Source organism: Acinetobacter sp. A22 (genome assembly GCF_030913345.1).
In the GTDB taxonomy this organism is placed as follows: domain Bacteria; phylum Pseudomonadota; class Gammaproteobacteria; order Pseudomonadales; family Moraxellaceae; genus Acinetobacter; species Acinetobacter junii.
Genome location: NZ_CP133162.1, coordinates 474208 through 497319, shown reverse-complemented (window position 1 = coordinate 497319; position 23112 = coordinate 474208). Strand labels below are relative to the sequence as shown.

The 23112-nt window shown below is 39.3% G+C and carries 22 protein-coding genes; 5 read left to right on the top strand and 17 right to left on the bottom strand.

Going from position 1 to position 23112, the window contains the following annotated elements:
• Window positions 1–99: 99 nt before the first annotated feature.
• Window positions 100–798: a DnaA ATPase domain-containing protein gene (locus Q9Q86_RS02540; protein WP_004913609.1), complete on the bottom strand. Its 699-nt coding sequence runs from the start codon at window positions 796–798 to the stop codon at window positions 100–102.
• Between the two features lie 20 nt (window positions 799–818).
• Entirely contained in the window at window positions 819–2012 is a 1194-nt protein-coding gene (cxpE, locus tag Q9Q86_RS02535; RefSeq protein ID WP_112986234.1) for a chloramphenicol efflux transporter CxpE, read from the bottom strand.
• Between the two features lie 133 nt (window positions 2013–2145).
• On the opposite strand from cxpE, the gene purM reads away from it, so the two are divergent.
• Window positions 2146–3216, top strand: a complete 1071-nt coding sequence (purM, locus tag Q9Q86_RS02530; protein ID WP_112986235.1) for a phosphoribosylformylglycinamidine cyclo-ligase — start codon at window positions 2146–2148, stop codon at window positions 3214–3216.
• On the top strand, window positions 3213–3842 hold the full coding sequence (gene purN, locus Q9Q86_RS02525; protein WP_171053811.1) for a phosphoribosylglycinamide formyltransferase: 630 nt from the start codon (window positions 3213–3215) through the stop codon (window positions 3840–3842). Before purM ends, purN begins: the two co-directional genes overlap by 4 nt.
• Before the next feature lie 51 nt (window positions 3843–3893).
• Here purN and Q9Q86_RS02520 read toward each other — a convergent pair whose 3' ends face one another.
• Both Q9Q86_RS02520 and sppA read right to left on the bottom strand, forming a co-directional pair.
• Window positions 3894–4685: an alpha/beta fold hydrolase gene (locus tag Q9Q86_RS02520; protein ID WP_004959836.1), complete on the bottom strand. Its 792-nt coding sequence runs from the start codon at window positions 4683–4685 to the stop codon at window positions 3894–3896.
• A 174-nt stretch (window positions 4686–4859) separates the two neighbouring features.
• Window positions 4860–5882 (bottom strand): signal peptide peptidase SppA, encoded by a 1023-nt coding sequence (gene sppA, locus Q9Q86_RS02515; protein WP_004913625.1) that lies wholly within the window; start codon window positions 5880–5882, stop codon window positions 4860–4862.
• 138 nt (window positions 5883–6020) lie between these two features.
• Between sppA and Q9Q86_RS02510 the strand changes: the two genes are divergently transcribed.
• Complete coding sequence (locus tag Q9Q86_RS02510; protein WP_112986236.1) at window positions 6021–6965, top strand: lysophospholipid acyltransferase family protein; 945 nt, start codon at window positions 6021–6023, stop codon at window positions 6963–6965.
• 7 nt (window positions 6966–6972) lie between these two features.
• Here Q9Q86_RS02510 and Q9Q86_RS02505 read toward each other — a convergent pair whose 3' ends face one another.
• The 3 genes from Q9Q86_RS02505 to Q9Q86_RS02495 all read right to left on the bottom strand — a co-directional run bounded on the left by Q9Q86_RS02505 (window position 6973) and on the right by Q9Q86_RS02495 (window position 11387).
• Window positions 6973–9387, bottom strand: coding sequence for a DNA internalization-related competence protein ComEC/Rec2 (locus tag Q9Q86_RS02505; protein ID WP_112986237.1), 2415 nt, complete (start codon window positions 9385–9387; stop codon window positions 6973–6975).
• A gap of 85 nt (window positions 9388–9472) precedes the next feature.
• Complete coding sequence (lolD, locus tag Q9Q86_RS02500; protein ID WP_112986238.1) at window positions 9473–10159, bottom strand: lipoprotein-releasing ABC transporter ATP-binding protein LolD; 687 nt, start codon at window positions 10157–10159, stop codon at window positions 9473–9475.
• Entirely contained in the window at window positions 10152–11387 is a 1236-nt protein-coding gene (locus Q9Q86_RS02495; protein ID WP_004959849.1) for a lipoprotein-releasing ABC transporter permease subunit, read from the bottom strand. Before Q9Q86_RS02495 ends, lolD begins: the two co-directional genes overlap by 8 nt.
• 25 nt (window positions 11388–11412) lie before the next feature.
• Here Q9Q86_RS02495 and Q9Q86_RS02490 point away from each other — a divergent pair, with 25 nt between their 5' ends.
• Complete coding sequence (locus Q9Q86_RS02490) at window positions 11413–11985, top strand: PilZ domain-containing protein (protein WP_112986239.1); 573 nt, start codon at window positions 11413–11415, stop codon at window positions 11983–11985.
• A 10-nt stretch (window positions 11986–11995) separates the two neighbouring features.
• Here the strand turns inward: Q9Q86_RS02490 and Q9Q86_RS02485 are convergent, their stop codons facing one another.
• Together Q9Q86_RS02485 and Q9Q86_RS02480 are read right to left on the bottom strand one after the other, a co-directional pair.
• A complete protein-coding gene (locus tag Q9Q86_RS02485) occupies window positions 11996–12883 on the bottom strand; it encodes a DMT family transporter (RefSeq protein WP_112986240.1) in 888 nt (295 codons plus the stop codon).
• 7 nt (window positions 12884–12890) lie between these two features.
• Window positions 12891–13361: a YaiI/YqxD family protein gene (locus Q9Q86_RS02480; RefSeq protein ID WP_004913645.1), complete on the bottom strand. Its 471-nt coding sequence runs from the start codon at window positions 13359–13361 to the stop codon at window positions 12891–12893.
• Between the two features lie 226 nt (window positions 13362–13587).
• Between Q9Q86_RS02480 and Q9Q86_RS02475 the strand changes: the two genes are divergently transcribed.
• The gene (locus Q9Q86_RS02475) at window positions 13588–14529 is read left to right on the top strand and encodes a hypothetical protein (protein WP_112986241.1); all 942 of its coding nucleotides are present in this window, start codon (window positions 13588–13590) and stop codon (window positions 14527–14529) included.
• Between the two features lie 447 nt (window positions 14530–14976).
• Here the strand turns inward: Q9Q86_RS02475 and Q9Q86_RS02465 are convergent, their stop codons facing one another.
• The 8 genes from Q9Q86_RS02465 to Q9Q86_RS02430 form a co-directional block, all read right to left on the bottom strand.
• Complete coding sequence (locus Q9Q86_RS02465; protein ID WP_112986243.1) at window positions 14977–15492, bottom strand: glycoside hydrolase family 108 protein; 516 nt, start codon at window positions 15490–15492, stop codon at window positions 14977–14979.
• The gene (locus Q9Q86_RS02460) at window positions 15492–15713 is read right to left on the bottom strand and encodes a holin (protein ID WP_374050027.1); all 222 of its coding nucleotides are present in this window, start codon (window positions 15711–15713) and stop codon (window positions 15492–15494) included. The genes Q9Q86_RS02465 and Q9Q86_RS02460 overlap by 1 nt, the downstream gene beginning before the upstream one ends.
• A gap of 134 nt (window positions 15714–15847) precedes the next feature.
• Complete coding sequence (locus Q9Q86_RS02455; RefSeq protein WP_112986245.1) at window positions 15848–16597, bottom strand: hypothetical protein; 750 nt, start codon at window positions 16595–16597, stop codon at window positions 15848–15850.
• Window positions 16598–16608: 11 nt separating this feature from the next.
• Window positions 16609–18234 (bottom strand): SGNH/GDSL hydrolase family protein, encoded by a 1626-nt coding sequence (locus Q9Q86_RS02450; protein WP_112986246.1) that lies wholly within the window; start codon window positions 18232–18234, stop codon window positions 16609–16611.
• A 73-nt stretch (window positions 18235–18307) separates the two neighbouring features.
• A complete protein-coding gene (locus Q9Q86_RS02445; RefSeq protein ID WP_112986247.1) occupies window positions 18308–21046 on the bottom strand; it encodes a glycoside hydrolase family 104 protein in 2739 nt (912 codons plus the stop codon).
• Window positions 21047–21110: 64 nt separating this feature from the next.
• A complete protein-coding gene (locus Q9Q86_RS02440) occupies window positions 21111–21344 on the bottom strand; it encodes a kynureninase (protein WP_112986248.1) in 234 nt (77 codons plus the stop codon).
• Between the two features lie 6 nt (window positions 21345–21350).
• Complete coding sequence (locus tag Q9Q86_RS02435) at window positions 21351–21707, bottom strand: hypothetical protein (RefSeq protein WP_112986249.1); 357 nt, start codon at window positions 21705–21707, stop codon at window positions 21351–21353.
• A gap of 36 nt (window positions 21708–21743) precedes the next feature.
• Window positions 21744–23111 carry a hypothetical protein gene (locus tag Q9Q86_RS02430; RefSeq protein WP_205669699.1) on the bottom strand — a complete coding sequence of 456 codons (1368 nt, stop codon included), beginning with the start codon at window positions 23109–23111 and terminating at the stop codon, window positions 21744–21746.
• Between the last annotated feature and the right edge of the window lies 1 nt (window position 23112).

Here is a 23112-nt window from a genome sequence, read left to right as displayed (position 1 = left end):
TATTTTTCATTTTTCTTCGTATTGCAAATGACAATTTGCAACCACATTCCTTTGTGCGTACTTTGTCATAGCTCTCAAAATTACTCAAGAAATTTTATGCTATTGGCGATATTCATCAATGAGTGCGTAAATTTGCTTGAGTGTTGTATTCGAAAGCTTGGTTTTTTCACCTTTCAGCATTTTTTCAAGTTGAGCCAATGTTTGTAATAACACTGAGGCCTGATGAGGTCCATTATTCAGTAAATAATCTACGATCTGCTGGTCAAAATGAATCCCTCGTCGATTCATCACAGATTGCAATAAGGCTTGTCTATCGATAAAAGAGCTGCCATTAGGGACTTTAACACTGACAGCTTGAGTTAATCGGGATTGTAGGTCTGGTAATTCTAATTTTAATTCGATTGGTGCAACTCGTGATGAAAAAACTAACTGACCTTCATGGTTATTCATCAAATGAAAGACTGCTTTTTGCCAATGCGGAACTCCACAAATCGCATCAACATCATCTAAAGCTACTAAATCATAAAACTCTAATGACGTGATCGCTTCAATAGGTGCATCTAATAGCTCTAATAACGATACTTTAATGGCTGGACGATTTAGTTCAAGATAGGAATCACATATCGCAGATAAGAGATGGCTTTTACCTGTCCCTGCACCGCCATAAACATAAAATCTACTGACCAACCCTGTATGTAATTGTCTAATTGCGTCAACGATAGGTCCCCATCCTGGACCCGAAAAATCACTAATTCGGGCATCCAGCTGAGGTTCAATATCCAGTTGTAGTTGACGCATATCGTTAATTTGTTCCTCGATTAATCAGGGTGAGTCTTGTTAGATGTATCCGTATCTTGAGTTTTTTCTCCCTCAAGATCAATATCTAATTGCTGCGTTTCAAAATGTACTGGTTGTTCATTGTTCACTTCGAGAACGAATTCTGAAGGTAATCCATATAAACGACTTCGCTCATAATTATTACGGGCGTGCTTAAGTAAAACGACAATAACCGCAGCAACAGGTAATGCAATCAACATCCCGAGAAAACCACCTAATTGCGCTCCCGCTAAGACAGCAAAAACGACTGCAACAGGCGATAGACCAATTTTATCCCCTAACAGGAAAGGTTGCAGAATATAGCCCTCTACCATTTGACCAATCATAAAGACAACACCAACTAATAATAGTTGCATCCAATCAATACCAAACTGGAATAATGTTGCAATCACTGCTGCGATAATTCCAACACCGAAGCCTAAATACGGAATAATACTTGCAAGACCGGCGACCATACCGATAATCAAACCAACTTCTAATCCAATCAGTTGCAATCCAACCGCATAAACAATGCCTAATAAAAGCATTACAAGAAATTGCCCTTTAACAAATGCTCCAAGAACGCTATGACATTCACGAACAATCGTTAAAGTAGAAGTTTCATAAGGTCTTGGAATAAGGCGACGTAAACTATCTAACATTCTTTCCCAATCAAGCAAAAAGTAAAATGCAATAATTGGAATAAGGATTACGATACCACCGAGTTGAATAAAATTAAGACCTGACTGCGCTACGCGTAATGCCATAGTTTGAATGCTATCTGCACTATAGTTGGTCTGGATATAATCCATAACTGCTTTAGACAATTGCTCAGTATCTATTTCCATAGGTACAACATTAAATGTATGAGATACCCATGGTAAGAATGTTGCATTTATCCAATGAATTCCAGCAGGTATGCTATCTCTTGCATAAATCAGCTGCTCCCAAACTAAAGGCGCTAAAAACCATAAAACAACTGTTAACAGAACACCAATTCCAACGAACACTAAACTGATCGCTAACCAGCGAGGCAATCTAAATTTGACAAGTGTATCGACGAGTGGGCTGAACAAATATGCAATAAAAAATGCACCTACAAAAGGTAAAACAACAGGTTTCAACAGATATAAGACCCAGAGGAGCAATGCGAGTCCAGCGAGGATAAAGATGCGGCGCAATACCTGATCTTGCATAAAATCCAGCCTTTTTTTGTGTAATCGTTATAAATAGAAAAAAATTTTAATAAAGATAGCATTTTCGAGCATAAATAACATAAGAGTTTCGTATATTCAGGTTATAATCTGCCGCCAATGCGGAGACTTCACTATGAGCAACTCAACTTCTACCCCAAATACTGGTTTAAGCTATAAAGATGCGGGCGTCGACATTGAAGCGGGCGACGCACTGGTCGATCGTATCAAATCAGTCGCTAAACGTACCACACGTCCTGAAGTTATGGGCGGACTTGGCGGTTTTGGTGCGTTATGTAAAATTCCAAAAGGTTATGAAGAACCTGTATTGGTGTCTGGCACCGATGGCGTAGGCACAAAATTACGTTTAGCGCTTAACTTAAATCGTCATGACACAATTGGTCAAGACCTAGTCGCAATGTGCGTAAACGATCTACTCGTGTGTGGTGCAGAACCATTATTCTTCCTAGATTATTACGCTACAGGTCACTTAAATGTTGATGTTGCAGCAAATGTAGTAACAGGTATTGGTAAAGGTTGTGAATTAGCTGGTTGTGCATTGGTTGGTGGCGAAACTGCTGAAATGCCTGGTATGTACGAAGGCGAAGATTATGATCTTGCTGGCTTTGCAGTAGGTGTTGTTGAGCAAAGTAAAATCATTGACGGTACTAAAGTAAAATCTGGTGATGTACTGATCGGTGTTGCATCAAGTGGTGCTCACTCAAATGGTTATTCATTACTTCGCAAAATTTTAGATGTTAAAAATGTTGATTTGACACAAATCGTTGATGGTCGTCCACTTGCAGATGTAGCAATGGAACCAACTCGTATTTATGTAAAACCTGTTCTTGAACTTTGCAAGCAAGTTGATGTCCATGCAATGGCTCATATTACTGGTGGTGGCTTACCTGGTAACTTACCTCGCGTACTTCCTAATGGTGCTCAAGCAGTAATCAACGAATCAAGCTGGAATTGGCCAGAACTTTTCCAACTATTACAACGCGAAGGCAATGTTGAACGCTTCGAAATGTATCGTACATTCAACTGTGGTGTTGGTATGGTCATCGCTGTTGATGCAAATGATGCTGATAAAACAATCGAAGTACTTAACTCGCAAGGTGAAACAGCATGGAAAATTGGTCATATCCAAGAAAATGCTGAATCAGTTGAAGGCGCAGACGAAAAAATTCGCGTGATCTTTGCATAATGAGAATTGCGGTACTTGTCTCTGGCAATGGTAGCAACTTACAAGCCCTGATTGATGCAAATCTTTCAGGGCAAATCATTGGTGTACTTTCAAATAAAGCTGATGCATATGCTTTGGAACGTGCTAAACAAGCTAATATTGCTACTGCTGTCGTCTCACACAAAGACTTTCCAAATAGAGAAAGTTTTGATGAAGCCATGCATCAACAACTATTAGCATGGCAAATTGATTTAGTTATTCTTGCTGGTTTTATGCGAATTTTAACACCAAGTTTTGTCAGCCAATGGCAAGGTAAAATGTTAAATATTCACCCCTCCCTTCTTCCTTACTATAAGGGAGTCAATACACACCAACGTGTTTTGAATACAGGTGATCGCTTTCATGGTTGTACGGTTCATTTTGTTACAGCAGAACTTGATGCAGGTCAAAGCATTGCTCAATCTGCGATAGAAGTTCATCTTAACGACACGGTTGAAACACTTGCTCAGCGTGTGCACAAACTTGAGCATTTTATTTATCCTCAAGTTGCAGAATGGCTATGTAATGGTCAACTGACTTGGAGAGATGGTCAGGCATTTTTCAATCAGAAACCTTTGGAACGACCAATTCAGTTCGCGCAATTCTAGAATCAAAAAACACATCCTCGGATGTGTTTTTTTATGTCGTATTACAGAGTCTTAACGAATTAGATTTTTAATTTTCATCACTGTTTCTGTCGGATGTTCCAGTGGGAACATGTGCCCACCCTCTACAATTGAAAAAGGAATGCCTAATTTCTTCTTTGCAACCTGAGGAAACTTCTCTTTTAAAAATACACTGTCACTTCCAACCACTAAATGAACAGGCACTTTAGGCTTCGGCATAGGTAACCACCACATTGAAGGTGTTGTCCTAAACAATTCAACTTCATCATCTTTGGGTATCGTAAGTGTTACCCCACCTTTTCGTGGATCATCTGCTAATGCATAGTCAATATATGCCTGAAAACAATCAGGATCAAAATGTTGATAGAATCCTTTATTTCGCAATAGCTCTGCGGCTTGCTCACGAGATTCCCAGTGATCTCTACGACGTACTGATAAACCTGCAGGCGTAATTTTGTCGACTAATTTGGGTTTAAAAAGCTTTGCAAGATGAAATACAAAAGATGCTTTACCTATAATTAAAGGTGGGTCTAGCATAATCACTTGGGAAAATAATTCAGGACGACGATACGCAGCCATCAAAGTCAATACAGAACCTAAAGAGTGCCCTAAACCGATCACCTTACGACCTTTTGATTGCTGAACAATACTATCTATAACTTGATCAACGAGATATGTCCAACCATGGGTAATCGGATAACGTTTGTCTGTTCCTATTTCAGGTACATAGATAATGTCATAATCACTTTTCAAATCATCAAACAGCTTTTGGTAAACTTTTGAAGGCACACCGTTCGCATGAGCGAAATGAATTAAAGGTTTCATAGATTCGTCTTCAAATTTATCGATTGATCAATTATCTCCCGTTCAAAGATCATTACAATTTAAAAGGGAGAACTACAGAGTAATTTATAGAAAGTAAGATGGTGAGAAAATTAAGATGAAGAATCACTAAGTTTCCTTTATGACAAAGAAAACTTAGTGATAAGTCAGATAATATTATTGTAGTTTTGCGTTTTGTTGAGTGTCTAATTGAGTTGCCAATGATGAGCTAATCCCCTCACCAATTTTTGTACCCATTCGACCTAAAATTGACTCAAGCGGATTATGCTGAACAGTGTAATCAACTTTTTGCTCAACCTTCAAATCTCTCATCAAAGTCGTCAAACTACCACTACGATCCGCCACACCTAAGGCAATCGCTTGCTCACCACTCCAGAATAAACCAGAGAAGATCGCAGGGTCATTAGATTTCAAACGCTTACCACGACCTTCTTTAACAGCGTTAATAAAGTGACTATGAACATTATCTAAAACTGACTGAACATGTGCTTGTTGAGTTGGATTGATCGGCTTTGTCATGCTCAAAATATCTTTATTATTACCAGATGTAAGCGTGCGATCCTCAATACCTAATTTTTGAGTTAAACCGCTTAAGCCATAATTTGGCATAATTACACCAATTGAACCAACTAAACTCGATGGATTAACAATAATTTCATCAGCTGCAGATGCAATATAATAAGCACCTGAAGCGCCCATGTCTCCAATCACTGCATAAACTTTTTTAGCAGGATATTGCTTTTTCAAATAGCGAATTTCTTGCCAAATTTCGTCTGACTGAACTGGTGAACCACCAGGAGAGTTGATATTCAAAGCAATTGCCTTACTGCCACTTGCTTCAAATGCGCGCTTTAATGCTTTATTTGTATCTTCACTATTCACAGCAGATTGACTGCTTGATGAATCAATCGTTCCGATAATATCGACCACTGCTAAGTGATCACTACTGATACTCGTGGTTGCTTTTTCAGTTGTAGTCGAGCAGCTTTTACTCATTGCAATTAAAACAATCAACAAATAAGCAAAACCTAAACATTTAAAAAAGATACTCCAACGACGACTACGGCGCTGTTCTTCTACAGATGCTAAAACAGCTTTTTCCAAGATTTGCCATTCTTTGCCTGTCACATTATTACTATGTGTTGGTTCGTTTTGTGGTTTCGGTGGCCAATCGGACATAAGATTCCAATCCAATAGATTTTAAAGTGGTTTTATTATATACGCTGATTTACTGAAAACTGTTTAAATAACTTGTTTTAACTTATAATTATTTTGTGCGTTATACTCTTTTCATGTAATTCTAAATACCACAAATCAATGACCCAGCCTCAAGCAACTAGTTCAAACTACAAACTGATCAAACTATTCAGTAAACAACCAATCCAACTAGGACGGTTTTTTGCACGCATATTGGCTGGGTTATTTAACAGATTTCAATTATCTAAAATTTCCAAAATTATTCGTTTAAACATAAAAATAGCATTTCCTGAACTGAGAGATCATGAGTTACAGATACTCTCTAAAGAAGCAATTCGCAATGAGCTTACGTCTTATTTCGAATTTTTAAGTATTTGGGGTTCAAGTAATCAGAAAAACATTCAACGTATACATAGCATCACTGGTGAACAGTATTTTCACGATGCTTTAGCAGAAAAAAAAGGACTTGTGCTCGTCATACCCCACTTCGGAACGTGGGAAGTGATGAATTCTTGGTTATCTCATTATACTCAAATGACGATATTGTATAAGCCAGTTAAAAACCCAGATGCAGATCAGTTTGTCCGTGATGCAAGAAGTCGTGAACAAGCTAACCTCGTACCAACAGATGAAAGTGGTGTACGACAAATTTTTAAGGCATTAAAACAAGGCGGAACAACAGCTATTTTACCTGACCACACACCTGATCAAGGTGGTGATATGATTGATTACTTTGGGATTCCACTAGCATCTAGTAGTCTAAGCGCAAAATTAATCCAAAAAACAAAAGCCAAAGCACTCCTGATCTATACGATGAGAAATGATCAAGATGGATTTGATATGTTTGTTGAACCAATCAATCCCCAAATTTATGAAGGCAATGCTGAGCAAGGAACACTAATTATTCATCAGGCTTTAGAGCAACTTATTCGCCGCTATCCAAGTCATTACCATTGGAGTTACAAACGATTTAGTGCCAACAAAAGTTTAAAGAAAATTTATGATATTGATGAGCAAGAGGCCTTAGCTAGGGTCGCTGAAGTTAGATTGCAAAATCAAAAATAAATCACTTTTATTGCACCCGAGTTAACCATTTACGTTGTTGTCTGTACATGGAAATTACGGTATTTGCATGATTGATTTCAAAGGAGATCGATCCGTTTTGGCTGGTCGTCAACAATGGAATATTTAATGTTCGCAATCTTTGCTGTAATTCAATACTCGGATGACCATAACGATTTTCAAAACCTGCGGAAGCGATTGCCAATTTAGGTTTAATTGTTGCTAAAAAATCATAAGCTGAACTATGTTTGCTTCCATGATGCCCCAAAACAATGACATCTACCTCTAAGTCTGGATATTGCTTTAATAGCTTATATTCTGTTTCCCAACCTGCATCCCCCATAATTAAGAATTTGCGATATGGTTTGGCATGTTCAAACTCAATATACACAACACATGAATATTCATTTTGTTGATTTTGAACATAACTCAGCTCCTCCATTTTTGGAGATAGAATCTCAACCTGAGCTTGAGCTAAATTCCATTTTTGACCTTGATGACAAAAAGAAAAATTATCTTTAAATGGCAATTTTTCATTTTTCTCATTTGCATAAACCTTTGTGATCTCGAGGACTTGCTCAATATATGGAAAAGCACCACTATGGTCTTGATCGAGATGCGATAAAATCATTTGATCTAATTTTTCGATGCCCTGCTGTCGAAGAAATGGAACAATGACTCGCTCACCTAAACTGAACATCTCTTCATTATATAAACCACCAGTATCTATCATTAGGTTATGCTGAGCTTGTTGTAAAAATACAGATTGTCCCTGCCCCACATCTAAAATGGTTAGCATAGTCTTTTGCTGTTTTGCACCGAATAAAATAGGTAAGAAACAAACTAAACCCCAAGATTTAGGTATCGTTCCTTTCGGCATAAATAAAATAAAAATCCCGACACTCAAAGCAAATAACGACAATGGGATATAACTTATACCTTGTAAATCAGGTGTCAGTGACATCAAAATATCTAATAATCCGATTAGTATGCTTAACAACATATTATTGAGGGTGAATAAAACTAGACCTAATGAAGGAAAAATTAGCCAAACACATGCAGCAAAAATATCTAAAGGTACAACCAACATGCTTAATATCGGGATAGCAATCAGATTACTGAGTGGTGCAATCCAAGCAATTTGTTGGAAAAAAATGATGACTAAGGGCATTAAGGCAATAAAAATTTTCCATTGTGATTCGATCAAAATTTTGATTGCAAACTTTATATCCTCAGTTCTATTTTTTATTCTGTCTTTTGGTAGAGTGCTAATCGTTTGATAAATTCTCAATAGGATGAAACATGCACCGTAAGATAGCCAAAAGGCAGCCGACAAGATACTAAATGGATCATAGATGAGAAATAAACACGCGCTATAAATTAGTAACTGAAAAGGCTGAATCGCTTGCCTTGTGATAACGAAAAAACTTGCCAAGGCGACCGTCAACAACGTCCTTAAAGCTGGAATTTCAAATCCAACGAAAGCCACATAAACCATGACACTCAATAAAAATGGAAAAACCAAAATAATCTGACGAGGTTGCCATAGATATAAGTTTGGAAAATAATGCTGTAAAACTCTTTGCAATCCCCATGTCAGCATGATTGCAAAAATCAGCACATGAGGACCTGAGATCGCCAATAAATGTGAAATCCCAAGTTGCTGAAATTTTTTCTTTAAATCTTTAGCTAATAAACTTTCATCACCTGTAAGCAACGCAAGCAACAATCCTTTGTGTTGTAAATTTGAATGAGCAAGCATTTGCCTAAATTCAAATCGCATTATTTCAATCTTTAGACCGATTTTCTCCAAAAAATGGTCTTGCTCCTTCAAATATTGCAAATGACCAAGCCTATACACCTCATCTTGGCTTAAAGGTACGATTTGTTCGACTAAAAATGCTGACATTAAATTTTGTTGTAAGAACCATTTTTCTTGATCAAAAACACCTTGAACGGCATAACTGTGTGCGGGTTTGATTGTTCCGTAAACTCGATAATAGCTCCCCAATACAAAAACTTCTGGCTGATGATCCTTCTCCTTTATGTACATCAACCAATTCACTACTTGATCATGTCGATTTAAAACTACAGCTTGCTGTTTAACACCCTCTTCAGTGAGTTCATTTATTTTTCGAATATAAACAACAGCCTCAAATGGTTGCGATTTTAACTCTCGTAATTCGAGCCTTTTTTCTAGAGCTTGATCTGCATAGTGATACCCCGTGCAAAAGATTGCCCAAATCGCAGTGATCAATAACAGTGACTTGTAGAATGGGGAATGTCCTTTATTTTTTATTTTATAAAAAATAAATAGTAGAGTCGCAATACAGCACCAAATCCACCAAGTGGAATTAATGATTTCAAAATCACGCCCCATAGCTGAAGTACCCACAATCCAGCCAATCAATATAATTTTCAACATATATTTATAATTTAAGTTTTTGATTTTTCTGAGGGCAAAATTAAAGCCCTTTTTCAGGGCTTTAACAAGTGATCATAGAAAATATTTAAGCCTGATCAATCCATAAACCATCTTGCATATGCAAAATTGAATCTGCTGATTTTGCTAATTGCTCATCATGGGTCACTATTAGCATTGCCATATTGAGTTCTTTTTTTAGATCAGTCAGTAATTCAAAGATACTCAATGCAGTTTTCCGATCCAAATTACCTGTTGGCTCATCAGCTAAAACTACCGCAGGCTTAGTGACCAATGCTCTGGCTAAAGCAACACGTTGGCGTTCACCACCGGATAACTCACCAGGTTTATGTTCCATTCGATGAGACAATCCAACACGATCAAGAAGATATTCAGCTTGTTTTTTCACGTCTTTATAATTGCTTTCACCACGCAACATTAAAGGTATAGCGACATTTTCTAAAGCAGAAAATTCAGGCAATAGATGATGGAACTGATAAACGAAACCTAAATACTGATTTCTCTTATAACCACGCTCAGCCTCACCTAAATTGTCAAAGCGTTGTCCTTGTAAAAAAACTTGCCCTTGTGTAGGTTGATCTAACCCACCCAAGACATGCAACAAAGTACTTTTACCTGAACCACTTGAACCAACAATAGAAACAAACTCACCTGCATTGACTTGCAATGACAAGCCCTTAATCACTTCAACTTTGGTTTTACCATCATCAAAATGTTTAAAAACATCTTTAGCTTCTAAGACAATTTTACTCATAACGCAATGCCTCAGCAGGTTGGACTTTGGCAGCACGTAATGCAGGATAGATCGTTGCCAAGAAACTTAATAATAAAGATACAGTTACAATCACGACAACATCTTGCCATCTCAAATAAGAAGGTAAGTAATGTACGAAATAGGCATCGAATAAGTTCAATCCAAGTGCCGTATTGAACCATGAAATAATGTCACTGATCGTAAGTGCAAGTGTTACGCCTAGAATCGTACCTGCAATCGTACCAATCACACCAATAACAGTCCCCTGCACCATGAAAATTTTAGTGATCATAGACGGCGAAGCGCCTAATGTACGCAAAATTGCAATATCAGATTTTTTATCCGTTACAACCATGACCAAAGAAGAAACAATATTAAATGCAGCTACAACGATAATCAGTACTAGAAGCAAACCGACTAAAGTTTTTTCCATTTGAATGGCATTAAATAAGTTTCCATGCGTATACGTCCAATTCGATGCATAGAAATTACTTGGTAACTGACTAACGATTTCATCTGCAACCTTAGGAGCAGCAAAAATATCATCTAGTTTTAAGCGAACACCTTGAGCACCGTCAGGTAAACGCAATAATGTCGAGGCATCATTCAAGGCGATATAACCCACCATTGAGTCTACTTCTGCGCCAACACTAAAAATACCAACGATTTTAAAACGTTTAAAACGTGGTACTACACCTGCTGGTGATGGCGTTGCTTCTGGTAGAACGAGAGTGACACTATCATTTAAGCCTAAACCTAATGCATCGGTCATATCCTTACCGAGGACGATACCAAACTCACCCTTTTTTAATGCACCTAAGTTGCCTGCAACCATATGATTCTGAATGATTGAAACCTTTTTTTCATACTCAGGTTCAATCCCTGTCACCATAATACCTGCAACTTGCCCTTGAGCAGTCAACATCCCCTGTAATTGGGTAAATGGAGCCACACCTGTTACATGCGGATGATCCTCAACTTTTTTTACAAGCTCAGGCCAATCTGTTAGAATTTGAGTAGAAGAAACAGTAGCTTGGGGAACCATTCCAAGGACACGGTTTTTAAGCTCACGGTCAAAGCCATTCATTACAGAAAGTACTGTAATCAATACGGCGACACCAAGCGTTAAACCAATCATGGAAACCAAGGCAATAAAAGAAATAAAGTGATTACTCCGCCGAGCACGAGTATATCTCAACCCTATATACAGCGAGATTGGCTTAAACATACCATCTAGTCCGAGGTGATTTATTATGGAAAATTCACAACATCATCTTGTTGACGACAACACTGAACGTCGAGTGATGTCTCGTATTGATGCCGTGTTGAGAATCAACTATCAAATCATTCCTGATGACGTTGCACTGAATGATCCCTATGATTCTCACTTTGTTTTGCCACGCTATTTTCTACTACTTGCAGAATTAGATCAATTTGATCATGCGTTTCGCTACGAATTAGAACAATTAAATGAAAAAGATCAACAAATTGCTCGTATCTTATCCCTATTTAATCAAAAACTAAATTTGATTACAGGATCTTTCTACGACAATATCGTGCAATCCCTACTACCCGTACCAGAACAAGTAAATTTTTCTGAAAATGGACTCAGTTTTTTCAGCGCTCAAGATATTAACGAAGGTACATACATTCACATCACGCTTAGCCACCCAGAGAACTTTTTTCACATCGCAGCTACAGCGCAAGTTGTATATAGCAATCCAGATGAACAAGGAAAATTCCGTATAGGTGCATACTTTATTACTTTAAATCCTCAAGATAGAGCTAAATTGGCCGAAACCATTCAAAAGTCTGAAAACCCTTAAAAGCTCATCTTTACATTCGACGGTAAGCTCTCAAATCCTTGATAAAATAGAGTAGCAAACCAAACAACACGATACTTGCACCAACAAAAACTTGTACTGATAGCTGCTCATCATTCAGAAAGGCACCAATCAATATTGCTAATAAGGGCGTCATCACAGTCGTTAAAGACAAAGTGGTCGGTTTGAGATTTTGTACTAGTTTAAAGTAGCAGAACATCGCAATCAGTGATGCCATGATCACCGTGTAGAATAAAGCCAGTAAAGATTTTGCAGAAGGCATCTGTGTTGGAACATATTGCCAAATCCAAGGCACAACAAGAATCGCAATCAAAGTCGAAACCATAATTGATCCCGTCGCTTGTGCCATAGCTTGAATATTCGCATTAATCTTTTTGACTAAGAAAATCGAGAGAGAATATGCAAATACACTCACAATCATGAGTCCAATACCCAATGGCTGGACATGGTTCTGATTATCACTCAAACAAATCAAACCTAAGCCAATAATTGAAACAGCCATACCTAACCATTGCAATAATGCTAGTTTCTGCTGAAATCCAAAACGACCAATCAAACCAGCCATGATAGGTGCTAACCCAAACATCAATGCAATTAAACCTGAACTCAAGTAAGCCGTAGCCGCATACGTAAAAATCTGAGATCCGATTAAGCTCAATGAGCCTGCGATGTAACTCAGTATTGAAACTTTATCTACAGGAAATCTTACTTTTAAAACCAACAGGACGACGATGGCTAGTGGCAAAGCAATAAAGAAACGCAGTACTAAAGCCCACATGGGATGTAAATCAGATACACTCCAAACAATCGCCAATGGGGTCGTCGCCCATATGAAAACGAGTAATCCATAAGTTAAAATCAGATTTGTACGTGAGGGCATATCATACTCAAGAAGCGGTTTTACGTTTTTGCTTTAAAATGGTTTGGTCTAAAGAACTTGAAAACTCACGCTTATCTCTTTCAGAAATTGGAGGAGGTCCTCCTGTTTGAACACCAGCACCACGCAAGGTATCCATAAAGTCTCGAAGATGTAATCGGGCTTTTACATTTGCAGTAGTATAGATTTCGCCACGAGGATGGATTGCAATTCCACCTTTCTCAATAACCTGTGCAGCCAAAGGAATATCTTGCGTGATTACAATGTCATTTGGCTGCATACGTTCCACAATTTCCTGATCAGCACGATCTGCCCCACTCATAACCTGAATAGATTTGATTCGTACCGAAGGTGTAATACCTACATTTTGATTGGCAACGAAAGTTACTTCCAACTGATAACGATCTGAAGCACGAAGAATCACTTCTCTTAAAATCTTAGGCAAAGCATCTGCATCTACCCATAATTTGAATGGCAGCACGTAAGCGAAAGCTCATATAAATAAAATGCTAGTGTAGCAGATTGCTAGAAAAGTAGAGGGAAATTGAGCAAAGCAATTATTAAGACTCATTGATTTGCTGTCTAAGTTTAAAACCCATTTTTTCATATAAATGAATTAATTTTATAGATTTACATATCGAGACTTGAAAAATCAATGTTACCCTCGATTTAATAGTATAAGTTCAATCTTTCCAGCATTACGATTTATGAAAATTCAAAACAGTCCAGAAATCATTACAATTCAAGATGAAAATTTCGGTAATCACGCTGAGCATTGGAACTTATTAACAGATAATCCTGCATCTGACGTACCTAAATGGTTAGGTCTGGCGTTAGATACTCCTGTTATGCCTATGGGATTGTGCACAGAAGAACATGAAATGGATCAATCATTTTGGTTGATTCAAGGTCCAAGTGATCAATCGATTGCAATTAATCAAATTATCGCTGTTGAAGATCAAAAACCACGTGCTTTAAAAACTGCATTTCCAAGTTTCCAAAGCCCGTATAAATACGATGCACAGATTGAACGAATTATTACCTGTAAATCTGCAACCCAAGCGGTATTAAGACTAAATTTAAATAAAAGTACGACTATTTATGCATTTGATAATTTATTTAGTGTTAATCGCTGTAAATATGACAAAGATGAAACCTATCAAGTCCAATTTAATGCTTGGGCCTATGAATTAGAAGTAGTGTCAGAAGATGAGAAAATCATTGTGGATGACCCTGCTTCAATTAAACACCACCGTGCATTAAATGCAATTCTGGCTGAGCATAATGGAATTGCACCTGAAAACTTACAAGAATTGATTAATGCTTGGGAACCAAAAACGCCTGAAGATCAAGAACCTGTAACCGTCGACTTTTCTAAAATGGTCGCTTATTTATTTGGTGAAACATTAGGGCAAGAAGATGAGGCTTGGTTCCAAGGTAATATCGTTGGTAAAACTTCAATGCAGTTTATGCAAGACGAATATACCCTTTACGATGTCACTTTAGTTTTAGAGGATACATTACCTGCAATATTAATCCGTATTGCAACTAAAAATGATTTGTATAAAAACTTTAACATTGGTCAATATATTCGCGGCAACCTATGGATTCAGGCGAATATTTATGCTAAAAACACAAGTGTTAAGTAGTTTTATTATTTAATATCAGCAATTTAAACATATTAAATATACATACAAATCCGAATATGTACACACTTATGTACACAGTAGATTAAAGCCCAGTCGGGCTTCTGCTTTTTTGGAGTATATGAAATGCGCCCATACTACATAAAGAAGAACGGACTTTACTTACACGTACAAACAACTGAGCATGAAGAATATCAAGACTCGTCTGATATAAATGCTATGTACACAATGCAGTATGTTTTTAAGAAAGAAAAAGACGGGGCAAAGACGTTCTATGATTCTACAGAAGCCAGTACATATATAACTAAGCGGAGAATAAAAGGCGTGGAAGTGGTGAGGGATTGATGCTCGCTAATGACGTTTGTTTTAATTGAGTGAGCTGTGCAACTTGATAGAAGCAAGCACAGCACTGTGATGATTGAAGTAATAAAAGAGCGTTTGCAATACTTCTTAATTATCTTCCGCTGCATAGATTAGATTCTCCGCAACTCGATTAGTCCACCCTTTGCCATATGTTGACCATGTACTTAACGATGTATAAAACTTCAGGCGCTCTGCTGTTAGTTTTAATAAAACATCATTCACATCCATGGCTTTTACAGCTGCAATTGTTTTTGGACCAATCAACCCATCTGCAGGAACGCCAGCCACCTGTTGAAGCTCTTTGATTGCACGTGGTTTGCCAGCATTAACAGCAAAGTCCCATAGCTGAAACACAATTGATGGATGCAAGCTATCTGCACCTAACTTATCCCACCAATCTTTTTTATAGATCGCTTTGGCTTGTTCAATGGTTAGATTCTTAATATCTAGGTTTGGATATGTGTTCGCTGCAATACCAAACTTTGTGCCTTTTAATACGCCTACTCCAACCTTGCCACCAGTCCAATTACCAGGATCACGCTTGTCATTTGAATATCCAGCTTCGTGACCTATCAAGCGATTAAATGCTTTTTCAAAATTCATCACCCACCCCACTTATTTACGTTTTTCCTCAAGTATTCTTCAATGAAAGTACTACCTAAAATCCCCAAAGCACATGCAATTGCTACTAAAGCCACAGGGCTAAGATCAGGAAATTGAATTAACACGATGCCTGCAATTGTTGAAGTTGCAGATCCTAAAATTGTTCGCCCAATGATTAATCGAGCTGACAAAGGTTCGCTTGAAACTAGCAACCTACTCATACCGATTAGCGCTCCTATAACAACTAAAGTGAAAAGTGTTTTTTCATGCTCTTGCATGATGATCCCCCCTAAATTTTGGCAATAAAAAAGCCCTAGCTAATTAAAAGCTAAGGCTTGAGTGAGTTGGTTGGGTATTAAATCGTGATGCCGCGTTTAGCATAATACTGCTTCATTGCAACGTAAATTTCATTAATTTCAGCATCAGTTTTAGCATCAGAATAAATTGCTGAGAATGCCACATTACCGTCGTTGGTAGACGGTGTTGTAATAGTGCTGCCAATGTAAAAACCAGCAGACCCTAGCGAAATCGGGTCTGTGTTTGTGGTTTGTCCAGAAGTTCCAGCGGTTAAATTGTAAACCTTACAAACGCCAGTCGTGCTGTTAATTGTCCCAGCAATCGCACACCATTGGCCGACCGTGTAACTAGCCGTTAAAACGGCTGGTGCGGCTGTATCAGTGCCACTAACGTTGACGCTTTTATTTGCCACAATATTTAATTTTCCGTCGCTTGCTGTCCCGACTTGCAATTCCAACCCAGCACCACGGACACTAGATGGACTTCCAGCCTGTCCAGCACTCGTGTAATTTGAAATCAAACTGAACGCGACCTCTGTATCAATTTTAAATACAGAAATGAATGTCATATCAGTGGTTTGCACAGCTGAGGTTTTTAAATAATTATTACCACCCTTAAATGTTGCATGGTTATTGTCTGGATAAGTTGGCGTACCAATTGCTGTGATTATCCCACCATTCTTATGATTTTTTGATGTAAATGCTACATCTTTACCATACATACCCCAATACAAGAGATTCGTTGTGTTTGATGGTAAGAATCGAATCGCTTTATTTTGATAATCACCTTTTACGATAATTGCTGGCATGTCTTAACTCCTTAAACTTGTAACTGATAATTTGATTTGATTTTTGCTGAGATCAGCTTGGCTTGTTTGATTTGTCCGCTTGTTTTTGGGTGTAGCCCGTCTGATAAATCACGACCATCACTGTCCCATACTTCAAAGTCCTTAACAATCCCTGTCTCATTGTGACAATCTATGACTGTGAACCCATACCGACCTGACATCTTACGAATAAGGTCTAATAATGGTTGGCGTGTGGATGTTTCATCATCTGCACGCTGTAGTGGTAGGCATGAGAATAGTTTTGCGTTCGGGTATGCGTTTGAAACCTCGTAGAAGTTCTTTCGCATAGCTTCTGCTGTAAGTGACATATCAAGACTACCAATTGCTTTACCCATTGCTGTGTCGTAGTCGCCAAGATTAGAAATCCCATCATTTGTACCACAAGCAATAACAACAATATCAGGTGTAAAACCAGTGTTAATTGCAACCCCCACTTGATGGCTTATTTTCTGCCAATCTAATTGACCGACATATTCACGATAAGAAGCACCCGAACGTGCGAAGTTTCGGAAAGACTTAATTTCTAGCATTGCAAAGGCATACAAAAGCCAATTCTGTCTATATGCTAATGAATCATAAATTCCCGCTTCTACATCTGAAGTTTCTGTAATTGAATCACCAAAAATTAGCACATTTTTCTGTGACCAATCTTTAGTGGCACTGGTTGACGTATTTTGCTCTAAAAGGATCCAGCCATCTTCATCCAAAACTAAAAAGCCATTGGCGTAATAGTTGCTAAGCTTAAAGAGTGGCGTTTCTAAAGAACCATCTTCATAAAATGCCCCATAAAACCAACCATCCACGTCCACTAATGGCACTGTAGGAACAGAGATATCTGTATCTTTGATTACGGCATCAACTTTCGTATCTGTATAGGTTTTTGCTTGCGTCAGTGGATCAAAATCACTTTTTGTTAGGGTTGTGCCGTTCCACTGGTATGTGCCGTTGTTTGCGCCATCATTGGTTACTTCAATAGCAGTGTTGGCAGGCAGGTTGGCTTGATCTGCTTGTGCTAATGCCAGAGTTGTATATGCTTTTCTACCGCCAGCATAGGCTGAAAATGTAGTATCCACCTCTGTTTTTGTGTACGTGTTTGATTGAGGTGCTTTAGTAGACAAAGCATTATCCACTTCAATTTTTGTATATGTGGTTGATTGCGGAGCTTTTAGTGCAAGCTGCTCATTCACATATTCAGTAGGCGCTTTTTTATTAATTTGCTGCTGTTTTTCTGCTAGTGAGGCATCAATATTATTAAAAGTCTGCTCAACAGTCACACCGCTTGGTCGCACCAAAAGTGTAGAAACTAAGCCAGCACCATTAACATCCACAAAGATAGTAGAGCCATTTCTATTTTTAATCACAATAGAATGTTGGGCTTTTTTTAGATAAACCTTGGTCGGGCTGCCGTTGCGGATTGGGTAGCCGTTGCGTGTGCGAATCGGCTGTGCAGCTGGAATCGCAAAATCAGCATCCCAATAAACTGGAATCGGGTGTGTTTCTGGGTTTTTTCCAAACTCCCCAAAATAAATAAAACCCGCATCAAGCGGGCTTCCATCAATATCAGCAATGGCTGTGTAGGGTGCTAAAAACATGGTCATAACTTAAATTCCATAAAATTTTGGCAATAAAAAACCCGACCTTGACAGATCGGGCTGGTTGGTTTGTTGGGTCTTAAAATTTTCCTGAGTTTTCTATTGGCTTTTCAAAGTTGCGGATATATGACTGAGCCTTTGCTAATTCTTTTCTTGACTTAATTCCCTTTACCGCTTCTCGCAGCGCAAGGGCTACTGGGACAGGTATCGGCATCCCTGTTGTGATTGTGCCGAGGAATGCATCGAATAACCCAGCAAGTACAATTCCGGACTTTGAATAATTGACAGCATTACCTTCAGGTACGGTTTTGATTAGCTTTGCGAGCTCTACAGAATTTCGCATCTTTTCCGCTTCCTGTTTCCCGAGTAGCGTATCAAGTCGCTGGGTAGTGCCATCTAATGACTTAACAACATTCTCCATCTTCTTGACCATCAATGCATTATTACCATCCATGTCTTGAACACCAGAGAAAGCCTCATTGCGAATTTTATCAATGATGGATGCTTGTAAATCAGTCCAAGCTTGTTCACCACCTTCAGACTGTAGAATTTTTTTCTTAACAAACTCTAAGTCTTTTTGTGATGTTTTGGGGCTGGTGATGCGAGCCACAATGTTCTCATCAATCACCTTGCGGTCAGCACTATTAGCACCTCTTTTCATCGCTACAAGATCGGAAAGTACAGCGCGACCTTCCCAGCTTTGTTTGAAGTCTGAATACTCTTTTCGAACTTCTCTAAAAGCATTACTGCCCGTGTTGTCGAGCGAGTTATCAATTAGCTTTTTAAGACGGGTTTTGATGCGAATATCACCATCATCAGAGTTGCTGCCAAGCTCATTGATTAACTGACGCCATTGCTCAACCTGGTTTACGTTTGGTTCCTGCCCTTTTGGTTTTGGTACCAGACGACCGTCTTCAGCTTCATCTGCAATTCCAAGGCGAACCGCTGCCCGCTTGGCATCACGATAAATTGCTGTCGTTTCTAAACCTAGATTTTCGTTAATCAGGTCTAAAGCTGTTTGGCTGTCTAGTTGAATACCTCGCTCATCAGCAACCTTAATATCATCCTCTGTCCACTTTGGACCATTCCCTAAATCAACTTTAGTTTGTGCGCCCTCAGATTCTTTGATGGCCTGATATTTTTTATTGATGGCTGCCCGCTCTACCTTGAATTGGGTATCAAGCACACTGTTGATGGTTTCCCCGACTTCAGCCACGTTTGTTGTGGTGGCACCTTTGCTGTAGATAATGTCATCAAGAGAAGTGGCTAGAGCTTGCTGTTGCTTGTTTAGTCCAGACTGAATCATCCCACCAGCTTCACCGCCTTTGCTCGCCATGTTTAACATTTCTGTTAATTCTGTTGGGTCTCGGGATACTTGAGGTGACATTGAAGGGATGTTGAATTCATCGAATAAAGCTTGTCGTGTTTCCTGAACTGGCACCGCTGCAGCACCCATGCTGCCACCAGCATCAGCAGTACGAAGACCTGTAGCCTCACCAACTTTATTAACAGTGTTCTTAGCCGCCTCTGTCACTGCTGCGACTGGTCGTTTTGCTTGCTCTACCACTTGCGCTACGACAGGTTTTGCAGCTTGAGCGACTTCTCTTGCTGCTGTGGTCGCCACTGGAACGGATGCACGCCCTAAAGTTGCGGTAGCAGCACCCACACCACCACCCAAGACAGGTGGCAATGTATCAAGACCAGTATCTTCAATAAATTCGCCAACTGCACCTACAGCGCGTCTACCGCCTGCCGTGTTTGGCTCATAAGTCAAAGCATTGGAGAACTGCGTAGCTCGATTTACAGCATTCTGTGCGCCCTGCTGTGTTCCAAATGTGCCATCAACTACAGATTCAGCAATACCATGCAATCCGCCTGCAGCCTGACCAATAGCTCCACCAATCATGCCTGTTCCCACGGTCAAAGCGGCTTCACCACCACCGATAATTTTATCGGTCAGGCTAAGTGGCTTTTCTTGTGGCGGAGCTTTTGGCATTTCAGGTGTAACAATCTGACCATTGGCATCAAAATCAGGGAGGGAGCTTTGGTGACTTGTTGGCTTCGGTAGTTTGACGATATTGTCTTTTAAGTCTCTCTCTAGAGCTGCTCGTTGTTGCTTGTCGAGCTTTCCAGAGTAATAAGCATCAGATACATTTTGAGGTAGCATGACTGGCTCTACTGCTTTTTTTTGACCTATTAATTTAGCGCCACTGGGTAGCATCACCTTGCCAGCCTTTACATCTGATTCAAAGGCATTCTTTTGCTCGGTTGTGAGTTTTCCGCTGCGATATGCTTTATAGACATCAGCAATGGTTGGTTGCTTCTGAGCCTCTCGTTTACCCTTAACGCGATCAAATGTGCTGCCACTCATTCCAATATCGCTCCATGTTTTTTTAGGTTGTTTATAGCTATCTGGTGCAGAAGGAAGGGAAGCCCAAGTACCACCTGATTTCTTGACTGCTGTGGTAATATCCCCTTTTAAGACATGGGGTAGTGCACCGTTTTGAGCTAATAGTGCGACAGCGGCAATATCTTGGCTTTTGGGTGAAAAGTCTTTCAATCCGAGTTGTTTTGCGAGACCATTCCAAGTTGGTTCTAGGAATTGGTAACGACCTGCGGCACTGGTTTTATTTTTTTTGCCATCGGTCTGGGTGAACTCTTTCAGGATACCGGGATGCTTGCTTAAATCACTTAAACGCTCGTTACCAAACATTGTGTTGTAACCATACTTCACACCCTCAGCCGAAGCAATCACCCCTAGCATTTTTCGAACATTTGGGTTTTTTAAATGTTGTTCAATTTCTTGTCGTGACAGCATTTACTTTTCCTTAGGTATTAAAAAACCACCCGAAGGTGGTTTGTTTTTAGCTTGGTTGATTCTTTCAGGGTTTATAATCCCATAGCGCACCATTCTCACCGCAATTTCTTTCAATGGCGTTCATTGTGGTTTCTGTGTCGTAAGTGCCTTTTCGCCATTCATTCACAGCAACCTGAATATATGCTCTGCAATTAGCTGGCAGCCCTGATTCATCACCGTAAATTGGCTTACTATTCAAATCTCCTTTAGAGCAGGCGCTTAAGCCTAAAACAATAGCCAAGATTAAATATTTCATCATGAGATTTTATTCACTCTTCATTTTATCAAACAATTCTTTTATTTTTAAAGTAGTATCATTGAACTCGGGGTATAAAATCATTAGCTTCATTAAACTCTCATTGCTTAATAGAGCTGGCTCATCATAGAGCTTGCGAAGCTCCCTTTTATATTCCTGTTCTCTGTTTATTTGATCTATTTGTGCTTGACGCAACTCTCTTTGTTGTCTTGCATTTTGAACTTGTTGCCCCATTAATACACCTTGCTGAAACCCCAGAAATGCAGTGTCTGCTGGGTTTGGTGTGTTTATAGTGTAGTCATATGGCTGACCACTATAAGCCGCGCTACATATTGTACATAAAATAAATATTAGTGTTTTTTTCATAACCCCTCCTCATTTTAAGAAGAGGTTATCACAACTTTAAGGCGAAATATTAAAATAGATCGCCTGCCCAGTGCTTGCTTGCTGACTTCGACTTTGCTTATCTTGATTCTTGAGCATTCTCCCTAAATTCTTTTGGTAAAACTCAGGAAATGGAGTGCCTTGCGGAACTCGAACACCTAGAACTTCAATATCTCGCTTACTGGAGCCAAGTTGCCCATTTTGACTTGTCCACTCAGCTACCATTTGCTTATGGATGGCATCAATCTCACTCATCTTAGACATACCGCGCAAGAATGCGGTAATTGTGGTTGAGTCAGCAGTTGCAGGTGGAAATCCTTTGCGAGCTATTTCAATATCTTTGTCAGTTGCTGGGCCGGGTGGTAAAGATTTATTCACCTCACTACTAATTAACCGATCATACTCTCGCATCATTGCAGTTTGATCATCATTAGACAACCCTGTGGCTTTCCTAAACCCAGTCCATCCAGATGTCCACCAGCCACCAGACTGTCCTTCTTTTTCAAATTTATCAGCCAGTCCCTTAAGCTTTTGTGACTGGGTTAATGCTGCGGCTGAATCCATTACTGCATCATTAACAATCTTTTCAGCGCCAGGGCTTAACTTAATATTGCTTTGCCCTAACTCCTCAAACTTTAATTGGGTATTGGTCTCAAGTGTATCGCGATCCAGTTGTAAGCGACCACTACGCTCACCAATCTGAGACTTGATATTCTCAATGTTCCATTGCTTTTCATCGGGCAGCCATTCACTCTCAATCTTGGTCTGTTCGGTTTCAGCCTCAATTTTTCCAATCTCAGCCTTAGTTTTCTCTGTCTGCGCTTTCTTGAGGTTGATTTCCTCTGGTAGCGTCTGATTTTCACCTAATGCGCCCAATACATCTTTGAACTGTGATGGCGTGGTTGATGCAAGTGTTAAGCCTGAGATCGTCAAAAGCCCGTCAGGATCTGTTTCTGCCATTGCTGCTAATGTTCGGATTTGGTCAGCAGTCGCCTTATCCCCTGCATTTTCATAACCCAAAGCTTCTGTTTCAAGAATGGATTTTGCAACGCTTGGTTGCCCACCAGATAAAGCCGCATAGACGCGCGATGTTGTTTTGAACGTAGCCTGTTGCTTTCCAGAGTCCAAAACATCGTAAGATCGCTTAAAATCTTCAGCTAGGGATGGAAACCGCGCCATGATGTTTGCATAGTCATCATGGGTTTTGTTTGGTTTTGACGCAAAGGCTGAAAGTTCTTCCTGCATTTGCTGCTTTTGAATAGCTTCACGTTCAGCTTGCTCTTTGGCTTGCATAAACTGCCCGATCTGCATGCCTTGGGTTAGACCAGTCATAGCAGTCTGGATAGGGTTTTGCACATCAAGCATATAATTAATTGGCTGTAACATA